General features: G+C 67.8%; 13 protein-coding genes and 2 tRNA genes. 5 read left to right on the top strand and 10 right to left on the bottom strand.

Annotated elements, in window-relative coordinates:
* Window positions 1-24: 24 nt before the first annotated feature.
* Window positions 25-1,512, top strand: a complete 1,488-nt coding sequence (locus NWF24_RS17070) for a DegQ family serine endoprotease (RefSeq protein ID WP_258355199.1) — start codon at window positions 25-27, stop codon at window positions 1,510-1,512.
* Between the two features lie 19 nt (window positions 1,513-1,531).
* Window positions 1,532-1,873 carry a hypothetical protein gene (locus tag NWF24_RS17065; protein ID WP_258355198.1) on the top strand — a complete coding sequence of 114 codons (342 nt, stop codon included), beginning with the start codon at window positions 1,532-1,534 and terminating at the stop codon, window positions 1,871-1,873.
* A 13-nt stretch (window positions 1,874-1,886) separates the two neighbouring features.
* Here NWF24_RS17065 and NWF24_RS17060 read toward each other — a convergent pair whose 3' ends face one another.
* From NWF24_RS17060 to NWF24_RS17050, 3 genes are all read right to left on the bottom strand, one after another.
* A complete protein-coding gene (locus NWF24_RS17060; protein ID WP_258355197.1) occupies window positions 1,887-3,752 on the bottom strand; it encodes a sensor histidine kinase in 1,866 nt (621 codons plus the stop codon).
* A 1-nt stretch (window position 3,753) separates the two neighbouring features.
* The gene (locus NWF24_RS17055) at window positions 3,754-4,458 is read right to left on the bottom strand and encodes a response regulator transcription factor (RefSeq protein ID WP_093074856.1); all 705 of its coding nucleotides are present in this window, start codon (window positions 4,456-4,458) and stop codon (window positions 3,754-3,756) included.
* A 125-nt stretch (window positions 4,459-4,583) separates the two neighbouring features.
* Window positions 4,584-5,570: a helix-turn-helix transcriptional regulator gene (locus NWF24_RS17050; RefSeq protein ID WP_258355196.1), complete on the bottom strand. Its 987-nt coding sequence runs from the start codon at window positions 5,568-5,570 to the stop codon at window positions 4,584-4,586.
* Between the two features lie 87 nt (window positions 5,571-5,657).
* Between NWF24_RS17050 and NWF24_RS17045 the strand changes: the two genes are divergently transcribed.
* A complete protein-coding gene (locus NWF24_RS17045; RefSeq protein WP_093054473.1) occupies window positions 5,658-6,062 on the top strand; it encodes a GFA family protein in 405 nt (134 codons plus the stop codon).
* Between the two features lie 27 nt (window positions 6,063-6,089).
* On the opposite strand, the gene NWF24_RS17040 is transcribed toward NWF24_RS17045, so the two are convergent.
* Window positions 6,090-6,995, bottom strand: coding sequence for a CsgG/HfaB family protein (locus tag NWF24_RS17040; RefSeq protein WP_258355195.1), 906 nt, complete (start codon window positions 6,993-6,995; stop codon window positions 6,090-6,092).
* 227 nt (window positions 6,996-7,222) lie between these two features.
* Between NWF24_RS17040 and NWF24_RS17035 the strand changes: the two genes are divergently transcribed.
* Window positions 7,223-7,441, top strand: coding sequence for a hypothetical protein (locus NWF24_RS17035; RefSeq protein ID WP_258355194.1), 219 nt, complete (start codon window positions 7,223-7,225; stop codon window positions 7,439-7,441).
* A 28-nt stretch (window positions 7,442-7,469) separates the two neighbouring features.
* On the opposite strand, the gene NWF24_RS17030 is transcribed toward NWF24_RS17035, so the two are convergent.
* From NWF24_RS17030 to NWF24_RS17020, 3 genes are all read right to left on the bottom strand, one after another.
* Window positions 7,470-7,871: a GreA/GreB family elongation factor gene (locus NWF24_RS17030; RefSeq protein ID WP_258355193.1), complete on the bottom strand. Its 402-nt coding sequence runs from the start codon at window positions 7,869-7,871 to the stop codon at window positions 7,470-7,472.
* 300 nt (window positions 7,872-8,171) lie between these two features.
* Entirely contained in the window at window positions 8,172-9,161 is a 990-nt protein-coding gene (locus tag NWF24_RS17025) for an alpha/beta hydrolase family protein (RefSeq protein ID WP_258355192.1), read from the bottom strand.
* Window positions 9,158-10,021, bottom strand: coding sequence for an AraC family transcriptional regulator (locus tag NWF24_RS17020; RefSeq protein ID WP_258355191.1), 864 nt, complete (start codon window positions 10,019-10,021; stop codon window positions 9,158-9,160). Before NWF24_RS17020 ends, NWF24_RS17025 begins: the two co-directional genes overlap by 4 nt.
* A 191-nt stretch (window positions 10,022-10,212) precedes the next feature.
* On the opposite strand from NWF24_RS17020, the gene NWF24_RS17015 reads away from it, so the two are divergent.
* Window positions 10,213-13,113 carry an autotransporter family protein gene (locus NWF24_RS17015; protein ID WP_258355190.1) on the top strand — a complete coding sequence of 967 codons (2,901 nt, stop codon included), beginning with the start codon at window positions 10,213-10,215 and terminating at the stop codon, window positions 13,111-13,113.
* Between the two features lie 83 nt (window positions 13,114-13,196).
* On the opposite strand, the gene NWF24_RS17010 is transcribed toward NWF24_RS17015, so the two are convergent.
* The 3 genes from NWF24_RS17010 to NWF24_RS17000 form a co-directional block, all read right to left on the bottom strand.
* A tRNA-Asn gene (locus tag NWF24_RS17010) sits at window positions 13,197-13,272 on the bottom strand.
* A gap of 163 nt (window positions 13,273-13,435) precedes the next feature.
* Window positions 13,436-13,511: transfer RNA gene (locus tag NWF24_RS17005), tRNA-Asn, on the bottom strand.
* Between the two features lie 49 nt (window positions 13,512-13,560).
* On the bottom strand, window positions 13,561-15,687 hold the full coding sequence (locus NWF24_RS17000; protein ID WP_258355189.1) for a TonB-dependent siderophore receptor: 2,127 nt from the start codon (window positions 15,685-15,687) through the stop codon (window positions 13,561-13,563).
* Between the last annotated feature and the right edge of the window lies 1 nt (window position 15,688).

The following is a 15,688-nucleotide window of genomic DNA, read 5'->3' as shown; positions in this document are numbered from 1 at the left end:
AAGCGCCCTGAAAGGAACCGACAAATGAACTCCCGTCTGACTTCGCCCCGCGCCCTGGTGATTGCCCTGGCGAGCGCGGGTGTGATCGGTGCCGTTGGTGCCGGTGCCTACACCAGCGCCCGTGCCGTGGGCACGCCGACCACCAATGCCACCGCCGTGGCGCCCGCGGCCATGGTCACGCTGCCCGACTTCTCGACCATCACCTCGCGCGATGGCCCGGCCGTGGTCAACATCAGCGTGACCGGCACCATGAAGGCTTCCGACGACGAGGCTGCCGCCGAGATCCAGGGCGTCGACCCCGATGACCCGATGTTCCAGTTCTTCCGCCGCTTCCAGGGCCAGATCAACCCGCGCGGCCAGCAACAGCAGCAGCGCGAAGTGCCGGTGCGCGCGCAGGGCTCGGGCTTCATCGTCGACCCCAGCGGCATCATCATCACCAACGCCCACGTCGTGAAGGATGCGAAGGAAGTCACCGTCAAGCTGACCGACCGCCGCGAATTCCGAGCGAAGGTGCTGGGCGCTGACGCCAAGACCGACATCGCAGTGCTCAAGATCGACGCCAAGAACCTGCCCGTGCTCGCGCTCGGCAACACCAAGGACCTGAAGGTCGGCGAATGGGTGCTGGCCATCGGCTCGCCCTTCGGCTTCGAGAACACCGTGACGGCCGGCGTGGTCAGCGCCAAGGGCCGCTCGCTGCCCGACGACAGCTACGTGCCTTTCATCCAGACCGACGTGGCCGTGAACCCCGGCAACTCCGGCGGCCCGCTGCTCAACACGCGCGGCGAGGTGGTCGGCATCAACTCGCAGATCTACAGCCGCAGCGGCGGCTACCAGGGCGTGTCGTTCGCCATTCCGATCGACGTGGCGATCCAGGTGAAGGACCAGATCGTCGCGACCGGCAAGGCCACGCACGGCCGGCTCGGCGTGGCGGTGCAGGAAGTGAACCAGGCCTTTGCCGATTCGTTCAAGCTCGACAAGCCCGAAGGCGCGCTGGTCTCGAACATCGAGAAGGGCGGCCCCGGCGACAAGGCGGGCCTGAAGGCGGGCGACGTGATCCGCAAGGTCGATGGCCAGGCCATCGTGTCCTCGGGCGACTTGCCCGCGGTGATCGGCCAGCAGGCGCCGGGCAAGAAGGTCACGCTCGAAGTGTGGCGCCAGGGCGAACGCCAGGAGCTGCAGGCCAAGCTGGGCGATGCGAGCGAGAAGCCCGCCAAGGTCGCGAAGGCAGATGCCGACGTGGGCCAGGGCAAGCTGGGCCTGGCGCTGCGTCCGCTGCAGCCGCAGGAAAAGCGCGAGGCCGCTGTCGAGAACGGGCTGCTGATCGAAGACGCGGCCGGTCCCTCGGCGCAGGCCGGGGTGCAGGCGGGTGACGTGCTGCTGGCCATCAACGGCACGCCCGCGCAGAGCGTGGAGCAGGTGCGCGAGGTGGTGGCCAAGGCCAGCAACAAGTCGGTGGCGCTCTTGATCCAGCGCGGCGAAGACAAGATCTTCGTGCCGGTTCGCATCGGCTGATCGAAGGGACGACGGCCCGATGAAGCCGCCAGGCAAGCTGCAGCTGGAAGTGGTCCACGAACGCTCGCCGGCCGGCGGCCTCTCGGCGCACATCCTGCCCACGTCGGCCACCATGATCGGCGTGTGCATGACCGTGATGTCGATCGGGCACCTCGGGCCGCGCGACGACATGCGGCTGCTGATCGATCGTCTGCTGGCCGTCGACGCGCTGGTCTTCCTGGCCAGCGCGTTGCTGTCTTTCATCTCGATGCGCGCCCGCAGGTCGGGTGCGCGGCTCGAAGCCTGGGGCGAGATGGTCTTCATCGCCGGCCTCGGCCTGCTGGCGCTGGGGGCGGTGACGCTGGCGTTCGCGCTGCGCTGAAAGAAGGCGCTCCTCAGGCCCGTGCGCAGGGCCAGTCGAGCTGCATGCGCGCTCCCCCGGTTGCGGGGTCCACCGTTTCGATCTGCAGCCGCGCGCCGATGGACTGGGCTCGCGCATGCATGTTCGCAATGCCGTGTCCCCTGTGCCCACCACCGGCTGGCGCCGTCGGCAGGCCGCGTCCGTTGTCCGTGAGCACGATGCGCACCAGCGACGGCTTCTCGTTGCCATGCCAGCTCGCATGCATCACGATGCGCGTGGCGGCCGCGTGCTTGAGCACGTTGGTGAAGGCTTCGAGCAGGATGCGCTGCAGCTGCAGGGCTGCCCGTGCGGCGAAGGGCTCCAGCGGCGGAATGACCTCCACGTCCCACGCCAGTTCGATGCCGGCTGCGTCGAGCCGCGGCTGCAGGCGGTAGCGCAGGGTGGCCAGCACGGTCGGCAGGTCGTCGTGCGTGGGTTGCAGCGAATCGACGGCCATGCGCATTTCGTCGAGCGCGAGCTTCACGTGCTCCTCGATCACGGCGCGGTCCGGCTTGGCCTGCGTCACCACGTTGAGCAGGCCCACGAGCTGCGAGCCCACGCCGTCGTGGATCTCCCGCATGATGCGCTGGCGCTCCAGCAGCACGGCCTGCTCCTGATGCTGCTGGCGCACGGTCTCGAAAGCGTTGCGCAGCTGATCTTCGCGCTCCGCCACGCGGGCCGCGAGGTTGGTGTTGAGCGCGCGGTAGTCGGCCACTGTGCGGCTGTAGCGCTCGACCACGAGGCCGGCCAGGATCATCACGAAGAAGAACATCGCGTGCGCCGTCAGGGTGAAGTCGGCGCCGCCGAAAAGGCCCATGCGCACCAGCAGCAGATCGTGCGCGCCGGCCAGGATGGCCAGCGTGCCCGCTGCCATCAGCACGCCCGCAATGCGCCGCCGATCCACCAGCGCGCCGTACACCACGTAGGGCAGGCAGACGATGCTGGTCAGCTGCAGGACGACCAGGCCGGCAGTCCACAGCGAAGGCCGCGCAAACGCGAAGGAAGCACAGGCCAGCGTGACCGACAGCGCGAGCGCGGCGTGGATCGATCGCACCAGCCACGGCGGGTTGCGCTCGAGCACCAGCAGCACGAAGCGAGCGATCAGCCCGATGTGGCAGGCGTAGCAGACCGCCACCACCGCGCCCCACAGCGGCCAGGGGATCGGCACGTCGGGCCACACGCGGTCGAGGTTGCGCGCCACGCCCGAGAGCGCGGCCAGCGCGAAGCAGCCGTAGAGCGCATCGCGCTGGCGCAGCCACAGGCCACCGGCAATGCCGCCCATCAGCAGCAGGCTGACGGCATACACGATGGCCGAGGTGTTGCGCCAGCCTTGCCGCTCGCGATAGAGCACCGCGAGCGAGGCCTCGGTGCCGTACTGGACGCTGGCCAGCCCCGCGCCACGCTGGCGCTGGATGGTCGTGCGCACGACCAGCGACTGTGGCTGGCCCGTACGGTGCAGCACGGCCGGAACCGGAACCAGCAGGTTGCTCTTGGTCGCGTCGTGCTTCGGCACGCCCAGCGTGCCGAAACTGGCCACCAGCGCGTCGTTGAACGAGATCGCCACCTGGTTGCCCGCACCCGACATCAGCAGGGCCGCGGGTTCGTCGGCCGGCACTGCGGCGGCAGGCAGGTCGATGCGGTAGGTCGCCTTGCCCCCGAGGCCGGGAAACTCGTGGTCCCAGCGAAAGGGCAGTTGCACCTGGCGCCTCTGCGCCGGCAGGCCATCGGGTTCGAGCGTGGCCTCGGCCGAGCTTATGTCGATGGAGCCGGGCGTCCCGGCGGCGTGGGCGTGGACGCCTGCCAGCGCAAGCCACAGGCACAGCAGCGCCGCAAGGAACTGGCGATGAACGCCGCTGGCCACACTAGGGAAGCCAACCGAGGTTGCGTGCCTCGAACACCGCTTCCGATTTGTTGTGCACATCCAGCTTGCCGTAGATATTGCGGATATGGGTTTGGACCGTCGATGCGGAGACTCCCATCTGCGTTCCGACTTCGACATAGGTGAAACCACGAGAGACCAGGTCGAGCACCTCGAACTCGCGTGGCGACAGGCGTTCGGGAGCGATCGCCGAAGCGCTCGGCGCGGTGCTGGCCGGCTTGGCGGCTGCCGGCTGCTGTTGCCGTGGCGCTCCGCCCGAATGAGCCTGCCAGCGCCGCAGCAGCTTGCGTGCGATCACCGGCGACATCGGCGAGCCGCCGGCGCGCAGGTGGCGGATGTGGGTGGCGAGGTCGGCCTCGGTGCCGTCCTTCAGCAGATAGCCGCTGGCGCCAGCCTCGAAGGCCTGGACCATGTTGGCCTCGTCGCCGAAGATCGACAGCACCATCACCGCGCAGGCCGGCTGCATGTTGCGGCACTGGCTGATCACCTGCAGCCCGGGGCGGTCGGGCAGGCCGAGGTCGACCAGCAGCACGTCGATGGGGTTGTCGACCAGCCAGCCGAGGATGTCGGCGGCGTTGGAGGCGCTATAGGCCAGGCTCAGCGACGGGTCGGCGTCGACCACGCGCGAGATGCGCTCGCGCATGCCGGTGTCGTCTTCGACGAGGGCAACCTGTGTTTCTGCGGTCATGCGCGCGCCAGGCCGGGGAGGCTGTATGCGCTCATGCAGGACGTGGGGGCGAGGCGCATGGAGAAGAGGTCTCTGGGGTTGCTGGATGGCGCAAAGGGTAGGGTGCGGCCAGCGTGCCGCCCATCCTATATACGGGGGAGGCGGCCCACCGCTTTCCGTGGCTTGCGCGTGGCCCTGCCGAGCCGCTCGGCCACGAGCGCCAGGTGCTCGACCAGTTCCTTCGGCGATTCGACCTCGAAGTCATGCGGCAGGCAGCCAAGCCAGACAGCCAGCGCGTCAAGCGAATTGGCACCGGTGGCGATGCGCGTAGAGCCTTCGTCGATGGCCTGAGGCGTTCCGCTGACCCAGCCGAGGTAGGGCTCCAGCGCCTTGGCAGATGCATGCACCACGACCTGCGCATGGTGCAGGTAAGGCGACACCTGCAGCGCGTGTTCCATGTAGGCAGCGACGTCGCCGTGGGGCAGTCGGCGCGGCGTGAATCGGGCACCGGTGGGCGCGGGTTCGACGATGCGGTCGAGGCGGAAGGTGCGCCAGTCCTGCCGCGTCGTGTCCCAGGCCAGCAGGTACCAGCGCTGCCCCGTCTGCACCACGCGATGCGGCTCTACCGTGCGTTCGGTGACGGCGTCGTGGTGGTCGCGGTAGCCGAAGCGCAGCTCGAGCCGGTCGGTGCAGGCTTCGGCAAGCAAGGACACGGCCTTCAGCCGCACGGACGACTTGCCGCGCATAACCGGCACCACCGACGCGCGCACGCTGTCGAGCCGGCGGCGCAGGCGCGGCGGCATCAACTGTTCGAGCTTGGCCAGCGCGCGCATCGAGGCGTTCTCGATGTCGCCCGCGGCGCCGACCGGGTTGCCCAGGCCGAGCGCGACGGCGATGGCTTCTTCGTCTTCCAGCAGCAGCGGTGGCAGGGCGGTGCCCGCGCCCAGCCGGTAGCCGCCCGCCACGCCGGAGGTGGAGTCGACCGTGTAGCCGAGGCTGCGCAGGCGGTCCACGTCGCGGCGCAAGGTGCGCTCGGTGATGTCGAGCCGGGCGGCGAGTTCGGCGCCCGTCCAGGAGCGTTGTGCCTGGAACAACGAAAGAAGCCGGATCAGGCGTGCGGAGGCAGACAGCATGTGCGCATGATGCCCGCGATCGAGGACAGAATCTGTCCGCAATGGGTCGTAGCCTTGGCTTTCATCTCAACCCCAGGACACAGACCCATGAAGAAGACATACAACGGCAGCTGCCATTGCGGCAAGGTTCGCTTCCAGGCCTTGATCGATCTCGCCGAGGGCACGGGCAAATGCAATTGCTCGATCTGCACCAAGGCCCGCGCATGGGGCGCGATCGTGAAGCCGGAGGCCTTCACGCTGCTGTCGGGAGAAGAAGATTTGTCGCTGTACCAGTTCAACACGCACAGCACCGAGCACCTGTTCTGCAGGCACTGCGGCATCCGGTCGTTCGGGCGCGGCAATGTGCCCGAGATCGGTGGTGCTTACGTCAGCGTGAACGTGAGCTGCCTGGACGACGTCACGCCGCAAGAGCTGTCGGCGGCGCCCGTCCGGTACATGGACGGGCGCAACAACAACTGGTTCGAGCCGCCGGCCGAAACGCGCTACCTCTGAGCGAGGCGGGCCGGCCGGCGATGTGCGCTACTGCGCCTGCTTGCTGCTGCGGCGCGGCTGCTTTGCCGCTCCCGGCGCCGAGGTCTGCGAGGGCGCCGCGCCGCCGTCCACGCCCAGGCGACCGCCACCGCCGAGGCCCTGGCCGCGCACCGTCTGCGCCTTGTAGTTGCGCAGCGAACGGACCATCTGGTTGAACGCGTCCATGAAGGCCGCGGCAATCACCTTGCCCTGCGGCGTGCGCGTGTAGCCGCCAATGCCGCCCGCGGCGGAAAGACCGCCCAGGCCGGCAAAGCCCGCGAAGTCGGTCTTGGAGGCGCTGCCTTCGGCGGCCGCAACCTGCACGCCGGAGCGGTTGTCGATGAGGGTCAGCAGCGCGCTGGCTTCCTTGGTCTGCATGCTCGCGCCGAGCTGGGCGATGGCGCGGCCACGGCCGCCACCCACCAGGCCGCCGAGCGCGCCACCCAGGCCGCCGGCGTCGCTGTTGCTGAACACGATCTCGGGCGACAGGCCGTAGTCCGAAGCCACCATCTGGCCGCGCCCGAAGTTGCTGCCGCCGCGCATTTCGCCCGACTGCATCAGCGCGCGCTCGCGCGTCATGGCGTTCATGCCGGCCGCGCCGCGCTCGACCACCACGAAGCAGTTCGATTGCTGCACCAGCAGGCGCAGCAGGTTGGCGGTGGGAGGCAGCTTGTATTCGCCGGTGAGGATGGTGTACCAGCCCGCATTCACGTTTTCGATCAGCGAGACCGTGCCGAGTGGCGAATCGCAGCGCTCGAGCTGGCTGCTTTCGCCGGAGGTTGCGCTGCCTGCGGCGCTGCCGGTGGCCACGGTCTTGGCCGACTGGCTGCCCATTTGCATGTCCATGGTCTGGCAGCCTGAAAGGGCCAGCAGGCCCGCGAGTGCACTTGCGAGAGAGAGTTTGGAAAAAGCCATGTCCGATCTGTCAGGTGAAAAGAATGAGATGCCCGGTGCGGACGTCGCTTGATCAAGACCGAAGATGGAATTGCCATGGCCTGTACGACCTCCCGATTCGACGCGCCGCCGGCGCCCGCGCGAACATACATTCCGCATGTCCGGTGCACCAGTGCCGAAAGTCATGGGCATGCGGGCGTGGCCCACCCGACAGCTACAGTCGGGCCTTCACTCCGAGGAGCTTTCAGATGGCAACCAAGAAGAACGTCGTTGGAGAAGCGGCAGCGGAACTGACCCGCCAGCAGGTGCAGCAGGCCCTGGCCATTGCAGGGGCCTCGAACTTCAACAGCCCCGCCGACCCGGCCTTCGTCGGCGCCATCCTGGTGGCCCTGGCCGTCAACACCAGCGCCGTGAGCGCGACCATCGACAGCGCAAAGGACCGCACCGGCGTCGTCATGAAGCACTGACCCGACCGCCCCGCGGGCACGGGCACCGTCAGCGCGTGTATTCGCCGTTGGCCTCCGGCTGGAACAGCACCGCGACCACGCGCGCCGCGCCTTCCGCGCCGTTGGGCATCTGCCAGCGTGCGAGCGCTCCGGTCTTCACGCCCAGCAGGCCGATGCCTACGGGCGACAGCACCGAGACGAAGCCCTCACCCGGCTGCGCGTCGCCGGGGTAGCAGAGGGTGATCTTCTGCCGCTGGTGCGTTGCCGGGTCTTCGACCTCCACCTGGGAATTCATCGTCACGATGTCCGGAGGGACTTCGCGCGAGGGCAGCACGTCCGCCGCATCGAGAAGCTCGGTGAGCGCGTGCGGAAGCTGGGGGCCCGGCAGTTTGCCGAGGCGGACGAAGTCGAGTTCGGTGAGCGTGCGCTCCCCGTGAATGGTTGCAAGCATGAAGCACTCCAGTTGAATGCGACCTCGCCCTGTGCAGGAGAGCGGGCGAAGTCGTTGCCGCGCGGCGGGTGCCCGGCGGTCAATGGTTCGCGCATCAAGAAGGAAGGTAGCGGACCGCCGGGCTCAGGAAAGTGCGGAGGTGTGTCGCAAGACCGCCGTGGTCGCCGCAGCGGCAACATCCGCGCGATGGCCTGCCGCTGCCTGGGGCAGGGCTGCGCGTGCAGGGTGTTTGCGGAACACGGACGAGGGGGCCATCCGGACGAGTGTAGGGACGTGCTGCGAGACCATCAAGCAATGGCCTCACGTGCCTTGCCGATAAGCGCGGTGTGGTCCGAGGTGCTGCCTGAAGAAGGCCAGCACCTGTGCATTGAAGTCGGCATGGAAGGCGGCGCGGTCGAAATCCGGGCGATCGCGGCAGATCTGCGCCATTGCCTGCGCCATGGTCGGCGGGCAGGGGGCCACGAAGGCGAAGTGCGTGGCGCCTGGCACCATGTGCCATTCCGGCTTGACGGGCAGGTCGCGGCGAAGCTCTTCAACGTAGCGCGGGGCAACGCCATCGCCTCCGAAGGCCGAGGCCCACAGCTGTATCGGAAGCGTTACGCCCTTCAGGCCGCTGGCGTCGAAGGCAGTCAGGGGATCGACGATGACTGCGGCCTTGATGCGGTCGTCCCGCGGCGGCATTTGCGGCAGTTCGTTGCGGCGGATTTCTCCGCACAGCGGGACCGTGGAAGCTGGCGGGCACAGGTCTTCGCGCAACCGGAAGTCCGGAACGGCGCCTACCGAGACGAGGCCGGTGTAGCCGCCCGCCGAGAAGCCAAAGAAGCCGATCCGATTCGCATCGAGCGCGGCGCGTCCGGGCCAGGTGCCGAGCATGTAGTCGACCAGCCGCTTCATGTCAGCCGGCCGCGTGGCGTAGACCGACAGATGGGCCGCGCCGCTCATGTCCTGAAAGTTGTGGCCCGGGTGGTTGATGGCAGCCACGACGAAGCCCGCGTCGGCGAGCGTGGCCGCTGTGTCGTGGTGAAGGAGGGATGAGCCACCCTTGCTGTGCGAGACCACGACCAGCGGCAGTTGCGTGCCGGAGATCGGGCAGTTCCTGGTGCCCTCGATGACCAGCGGATCGACTGCGATCTTGCCTGCGGGTGCATCGCAGGGTGTCCACACTGCACCGAGCAGCGCCGGGCCGTCTTTGCTGGCGGGCACTTCGATGAGGCCGAAACCCGCGGCGTGCGCCAGGCCGGCGCAAAGGCAGAGGGCGACGAGGAAGAGGCAGCGGCGCCACGAGCTCATGACGTGCTCGCGCGTCGGATGGGAATCAGCAGATCGGTGCGCAGTTCGGCCGGCGAGACCTTGCGCGACGAGTTCAGGTAGTGCTCCAGCGTGGGCCGGTCGTCCGGCTCGTAGCCGCTGGCCGGCAGCCACCGGACATAGAGGGCGCGCACGGCCGCGTTTATCTGGGAGTAGGGGCCGGCCAGGCGGTGCACGGCGTAGCAGCCACCGGGAATGTCGAGCATCTGGACCTCGGCGTCTTCCGGCCAAGGGTCGGGCGAGGCGACGGCGGCGTAGTACCTGAAGCTGGCCGAGTCTTCGGGTTCGTTGAACGAGGCGCCCCACCGGTCCGAGATGACTCGCCCACCGGCCTGCAGGCGCAGCCGCCGATGGGTATGGGGAATGGTCGCGAACGACCCCTGGTGCCGCAGCGCGTGCAGCCGCTGCGCCGGGCACTCGACGATCCGCACGGCCGGCGCAGCGCCTTCGTTGTTCTCACCGGAACGCGGCAGCGCATCGACGTCGAGGATCGCCCGCGACATCTGCTGCTGGAATGCGCGCGGCGACTGTCCGGTGAACTGGCCGAAGGCGCGCGTGAAGGCTTGCGGGCTTTCGTAGCCCACGGCCAGCGCGACCTGCGTGACGCTCTGGGTGCCGGCTTCCAGCAGGCGGGTGGCGAGCGCCAGCCGCACGCGGCGGACCGTGGCGGCCACCGTTTCGCCGGCCACGCTTGCGTAGACACGGTGAAAGTGAAAGGGCGAGAAGTGCGCGAGCCGCGCGAGGTCTTCGAGCCGGTGATCGGCCATCGGGTCCGCGACGATGGCCGCGACCGCGCGCGCCACGCGGGCCCGGTAGTCCTGCTCGGTTCGACGGCTTTCCATGCACGGGAGTTTGCATCCTTCGCCGGGCCGGTACTTAGCCGACTTTGCGCATATCCAGAAAGACGGCAGGGCTTGCCTATCTGCCCGAAGAAAGGCTCCAAACGCGGATTTGTTCACAATTGAAAACATTGGTTCTAATTTAAAGTTGCAATCTGTCACACCATCGTCATGGCGTGCATCTGGAGCCGTCTTTGAAGCACTCGCACTTCTTCGCCCCTGGCATCCTTCCCCGCACATGCCTTTCCGGCGCATTGCTGCTGTGGCTGGGCAGCAATGCGACGGCGGCCTGCACCAGCACTTCGGGCGTGAGACTGCAGGCCACGGCAGGTTCCGTGTGCAGCGCGGCCGGCAGCTACGGCAGCAGCGGCGTGCCCGGGGGGCAATCAGCACTGGGCGCATCGGGCGGCGGCATCGTCAATGCCGCGGGCCTCATCACCATGACGATGTCCCAGAGCGGCATCAACGGCGTGTACGCGACGGGCACCGGCTCGCAGATCAACCTGCTCGGTGGCCTGACGCTGGACCGCCCCGGCGCAAGCACGGGCATTCGCGGCCTGCGCGCGGCGAGCGGGGGCACCGTCACCGTGAACGGGCCGTTGTCGATCACGCTGTCCAACGGGGCCAGCAACTACGGCATTTACGCGGAGCTGGCGAACACCCGCGTCATCCTGAACGGCGACACCAGCATCACCATGGGAGCCGGGGCTTCGTACTCTCCCGGCATTCGCATGACTACGGGGGCGAGCCTCGTGTCGAACGGTGCGATGGTCATCAGCGCGGCAGGCGATTCGAGGTCCGATGCGATCGCGACCGATCTCGGCGGCACTGCGCAACTCAACGGCAACCTGAACCTGAGCGTGAGCGGCCAGCAGGCCTCGACGCTCAAGATCACCAGCGCCGGAACCATCACCTACACGGGCACAGCAAGCCTGAACAACTCCGGCCTCAACGGGTCGGGCATCCGCGCCGTCACGGGCGGCATTGCAACGGCCGCTGCATCGTCGAGTACCACGATCCATTCGAGCGGCATCAACAGCATCGGCATCTCGGTGCGCGATGCCGGCTCGCAGGTGAACCTGGCGGGCCCAGTGACGATCCAGGCCACCGGCGTCACGCAGGCGAACACGCCAAGCGGCACGCAGGAGTCGTACGCCGCGGGCCTGCTGGTCACCGGCGGCGGCGCGATCAACGCGACGGGCTCGCTCGCGATCACCACTACCGACGCCAGCAGCTACGGCGCCGCGATGCTCGCCAGCAGCCCTTCGATCAGCGCCACCGGCACCGGCTCCATCACCGCCGCTGGCAGTGCGCTGGGCTTTCTCTCGGGCTCGGGCCAGACGGCAAGCTTCGATGGCTTTGCAATCACAAGCGCATCGGGCGACCTCGTGCGCGTCGATGCGGCCACGGGCGCGGTGCTCACATTGAAGAACACGAGCGCCACCGCCAGCAGCTCCGGCAACCTGCTGCAGGCAATGAACGGCAGCAGCTTCATCTTCACCGCTGATCGCAGCACGCTGAGCGGTAACGTGGTGACGGACGCCACCAGCACCGTCGACATGCGCCTGTTGAGCGGTTCCAGCCTGACGGGCAGCATCGATCCGGTGGACCTCACCGTCGATGCCACGAGCCGCTGGGCGATGACGGGCAGCTCGTCGCTGAGTAGCCTGACGCTCGCGGGGCGAATCGACTTCCAGCAGCCGGGCTCTGCGGGCTCCGGCTTCGTGCCGCAGACGCTCACCGTCAACGGCAACTGGGTGGGGCAGGGCGGCATCGTGGGCATGCGCACTGCCCTCGGGGACTCCGGCTCACTGACTGATCGCATCGTCATCAACGCAGGCACCGTGAGTGGCACCACCACGCTGCAAGTGAGCAATGCAGGCGGCCTCGGCGCATTGACGACGGGCGACGGCATCATGCTCGTGAGCGCCATCAACGGAGCGACGACCACTGCGCAGACCACGAAGAATGGCTTCTCCCTGGCCGGTGGCCATGTGGACGCCGGCGCCTACGAGTACCGCCTCTACAGCGCGGACGCCTCAGGGGCCGGCGAGAACTGGTACTTGCGCTCGACCGCGCCGGCGACCGCGAGTCCGACAACCCCGGCCACTGTGACCTTGCCAACCTATCGCGCCGAGGTTCCCCTGTTCGCAGCACTGCCGTCGCAGCTTCGCCAGGCCGACCTGGCGATGCTGGGCAACCTGCACCGGCGCATGGGCGACGGCGATGGCATCGCGTCGAATGAAAGTGCGCCGCAGGGCCAGCGTGCCGCATGGGGCCGGCTGGTGTACGCCGACATCGACCTGCGCCAGCAGGGCACGGTCGCGCCCTCAAGCGACGGACGCCTGCGCGGCTTCCAGACCGGTGTGGACCTGTATGCGCCAACGGGCTCGGCATGGCGCGCCGGTGTGTACGTCGGCCAGCTCGAAGGCCGTGTCGGCGTGCAAGGCTTTGCGCGTGGCGTACAGGGCACTGTGGGCAACAACGACCTGCGCTCGCGCTACCTGGCGGCCTACGCCACGTGGAAGGACGATGAGAACGATCGCTATGCCGACGCCGTCCTGCAGGGCGGTAGCCACCGCTACGGCGTTGAAGCGACGGGCAACCAGGCCAGCTGGGGCAAGGGCCGCAGCCTGCTGGCGTCGCTGGAGGTCGGACAGGCCTTCGGGCTCGCTCCGGGCTGGCGCATCGAGCCGCAGGCCCAGGTCGTCTATCAGAAGCTGAAGCTCGACGACGCAGTTCTCTCCGGTGCCAATGTGTCGCAGCAGACTGGTGGTGGCTGGCTGGGGCGCCTTGGCGTACGCGTGCGCGGTGAAGTTGCAACGGCCGCCGGCCTGCTGCAGCCTTATGCACGCCTGAACCTCTACAGCGCCAGCGCGGGCACCGACGTCGCGCAGTTCATCAACGCGGCGGCCGTCACGCGCATCGCAAGCGCCACTGCCTACCGCAGCGCCGAACTCGCGGGCGGCTTCACCCTGTCGCTTTCTCAGGCCACCAGTGTCTACGGCGAGATCGGCCGCCTCTATGCGATGGGCGGCGACACGCGGGCAAAGTCGTCGCTGCAAGGGTCTGCTGGTGTGCGTGCGCGTTGGTAGCGCGGGAGGCGCATTCACCCCAGCCAAAGAAAAAGCCCGCTGTCCAAAAACAGCGGGCTTTCCAGAGGCCTTGCGGCTTGTATTGGCTCCTCGACCTGGGCTCGAACCAGGGACCTACGGATTAACAGTCCGGCGCTCTACCGACTGAGCTATCGAGGAACAAGCCTTAAATTATATGCAATGGATTTGTCGATCCCGGCTGGCTGGCTGCATTTTTTGCGTCGGTGCGATGACTGCCTGCAACACCTTCGCTACAGCGCAATTGAAAATGCCCCGCTACCTTTTGAGTAGCGGGGCATCCAGTTGCCTTGCGGCTTTTTAGTGGCTCCTCGACCTGGGCTCGAACCAGGGACCTACGGATTAACAGTCCGGCGCTCTACCAACTGAGCTATCGAGGAACAAGCCTTAGATTATAGCGTGCTTTTTTGCGGCTTCTCAAGAGTGCGTTCAAAGTGCAACGCTCAGGCCCAGACGCAGCGTGCGCGGCGCACCCGGGAACAGATACACGTGGCTGAACTGGTAGGGCGATTCCTTCCAGTAGCGGCGGTCGAACAGGTTGTCGACGGCCAGCGTCCAGCTTGTGTTCACGCCGCGCAGCTTGGTGTCGTAGCGCAGCACTGCATCGACGCGTGTCCACGAAGGCAGCGTGATCGAGCCGTCGGGCAGCACGTTGCGCCGGCCTTCGTAGGAGAGCTGCCCCGCCACTTCAAGGCCCGGCACCGATGCGACGCGGTACGCGGCCTGCGCACGCAACACTTCCTTGGGCACGTTGGTCGGCGATTGCCCATTGAGCGCCGGATTCGCGGTGCTGCCGCGCCGCTTGGCATCGATCACCGCGACGCTGCCGCCAATGCGCCACGGCCCCTGCACCCATTGAGCACCGGCCTCCAGGCCGCGATGCACCGCGCGCCCGTCGTTGCGCACTTCGCAGTAGGCGCCGCACAGGTCGATGTTGGTCATCGGCCGCGAGATGTCGAACCACGCGACCTGCCAGTTGAATGCCTCGCTGCCGCCCTTCAGGCCCAGTTCCCATTGGCGCGAGGTGAGCGCGGGCAGTGCCTGCCCCGCATTGCTGTACTGCGAGACCCTGTTCGGCACGACCTGCGACTCGACGCCCTTGCCCCAGCTCGCATAGGCCAGCAGCCCCGGCTGGATGGCGTAGCTTGCCGCGATCCACGGCGTGGTCACGTTCTGCTTGTACCCGGTCGGGCTCGAGCCGTCGTTGCCGATGCTGCTGCGGTCGAGCCGCGTGTGGCGCACGCCGAGCCAGGTGGTGAAGCGATCGTTCCAACGGATTGCGTCCTGCACCGACAGCTCGGTCGAGCGCTCGTCGCGGTTGGTCTGCGGCGTGGTGGCGTCCGGGTTCGCCGGCACCACAGCCGTGCCCCAGATGTTGCCGGTGCCCGCGTAGTTGTAGGCCTGGTTGTCGAAACGGTTGCGCACGCGGCTTTGCAGCAGGCCGAAGCCGAGCTCGTGCCGCACGCCGCCCGTCATCACGTTGCCCTTGAGGTTGAGGCTGCCCGCGGTCTGCGTGCGGCGCTCGTTGTCGCTGCGGAAGTCGTAGACGTCGAAGGTGCCGTCCGAGCAGTAGCGGTCGTAGTTGCCTTCGGCGCTGCAGCCGAAGGCGTAGGCCAGGCGGTCGTCGCTCTTCAGCCGCTGCTGGCCGATCTGCGCGCTCCAGCGCCAGTCGGCGTTCAGCGCCTGGCTGAAGCGCACGGTGCCCGTGAGCGCCTTGAACACCGAGGGCTGCGACCACGGCTGGTTGTTGAGGTTGATGCGCGGATCGACCGGCGCCGGCAGCACGTTGCCCAGCAGGCTGTAGCCGTTCTGGCTCGGCTGCGTCTTGCGGCTTTGTTCGATCTCGAACTCCAGCACCGAGTCGCGCGTGATGCGCCAGTCGGCCGCGAGCGAGAACAGGTTGCGGTTGCCGTCGAGGTTGTGCGTCAGCGGCTTGAGGTTTTCGCTCGCCACGTTCAGCCGGTAGCCGAACTGTCGGTCCTCGCCGAAGCGCCCGCCGAGGTCGAGCGCGCCCAGCACGCTGCCGCGGCTCGTCGTCTCGATGCGCACCGTGCGCAGGTCCTGTTCGGTGGGCCGCTTCACGACATAGTTGACCAGCCCGCCCGGCGCGCTGGTGCCAGCCTGGATGCCGCTGGTGCCGCGCAAGATTTCGACGCGCTCCTTGTTGTCGAGCGGAATCGACGTTTCGGCGCTGATCGGCAGGCCTTCGCGCCGGTAGTTGAAACGGTTGTCGAGCACGAAGCCGCGCACTGTGAGGTAGTCCCAGTAGCCCGCAGAGTTGTAGGCGTCGGTGACTGAGGCGTCGAACTGCGTGAGGTCGGCGAGCCGGCGTGCGCCGCTGTCGCGCAGCTGCTTGCTGTCGATCACCGTGGCGGAAATCGGCAGTTCGCGCAACGGCACGTCGCCGAAGCCGCTGATGTCGGCTTGCGGCGCGGCGGCTGCATCGTTGACGGTGACTTCAGGCAGCGCGGCCTGTTGCGCGTGGGCGCTCCAGGCGGTGGCAAGAAAAGCGGCGGCAATGGCGCACGAGAGAGGCGAGAGGGTGTGTTGCTTCATT

This window comes from Variovorax paradoxus (assembly GCF_024734665.1).
GTDB lineage: Bacteria > Pseudomonadota > Gammaproteobacteria > Burkholderiales > Burkholderiaceae_C > Variovorax.
Note: the sequence above shows the minus strand (reverse complement) of the source record. Positions and strands in the feature narration are given on the sequence as shown.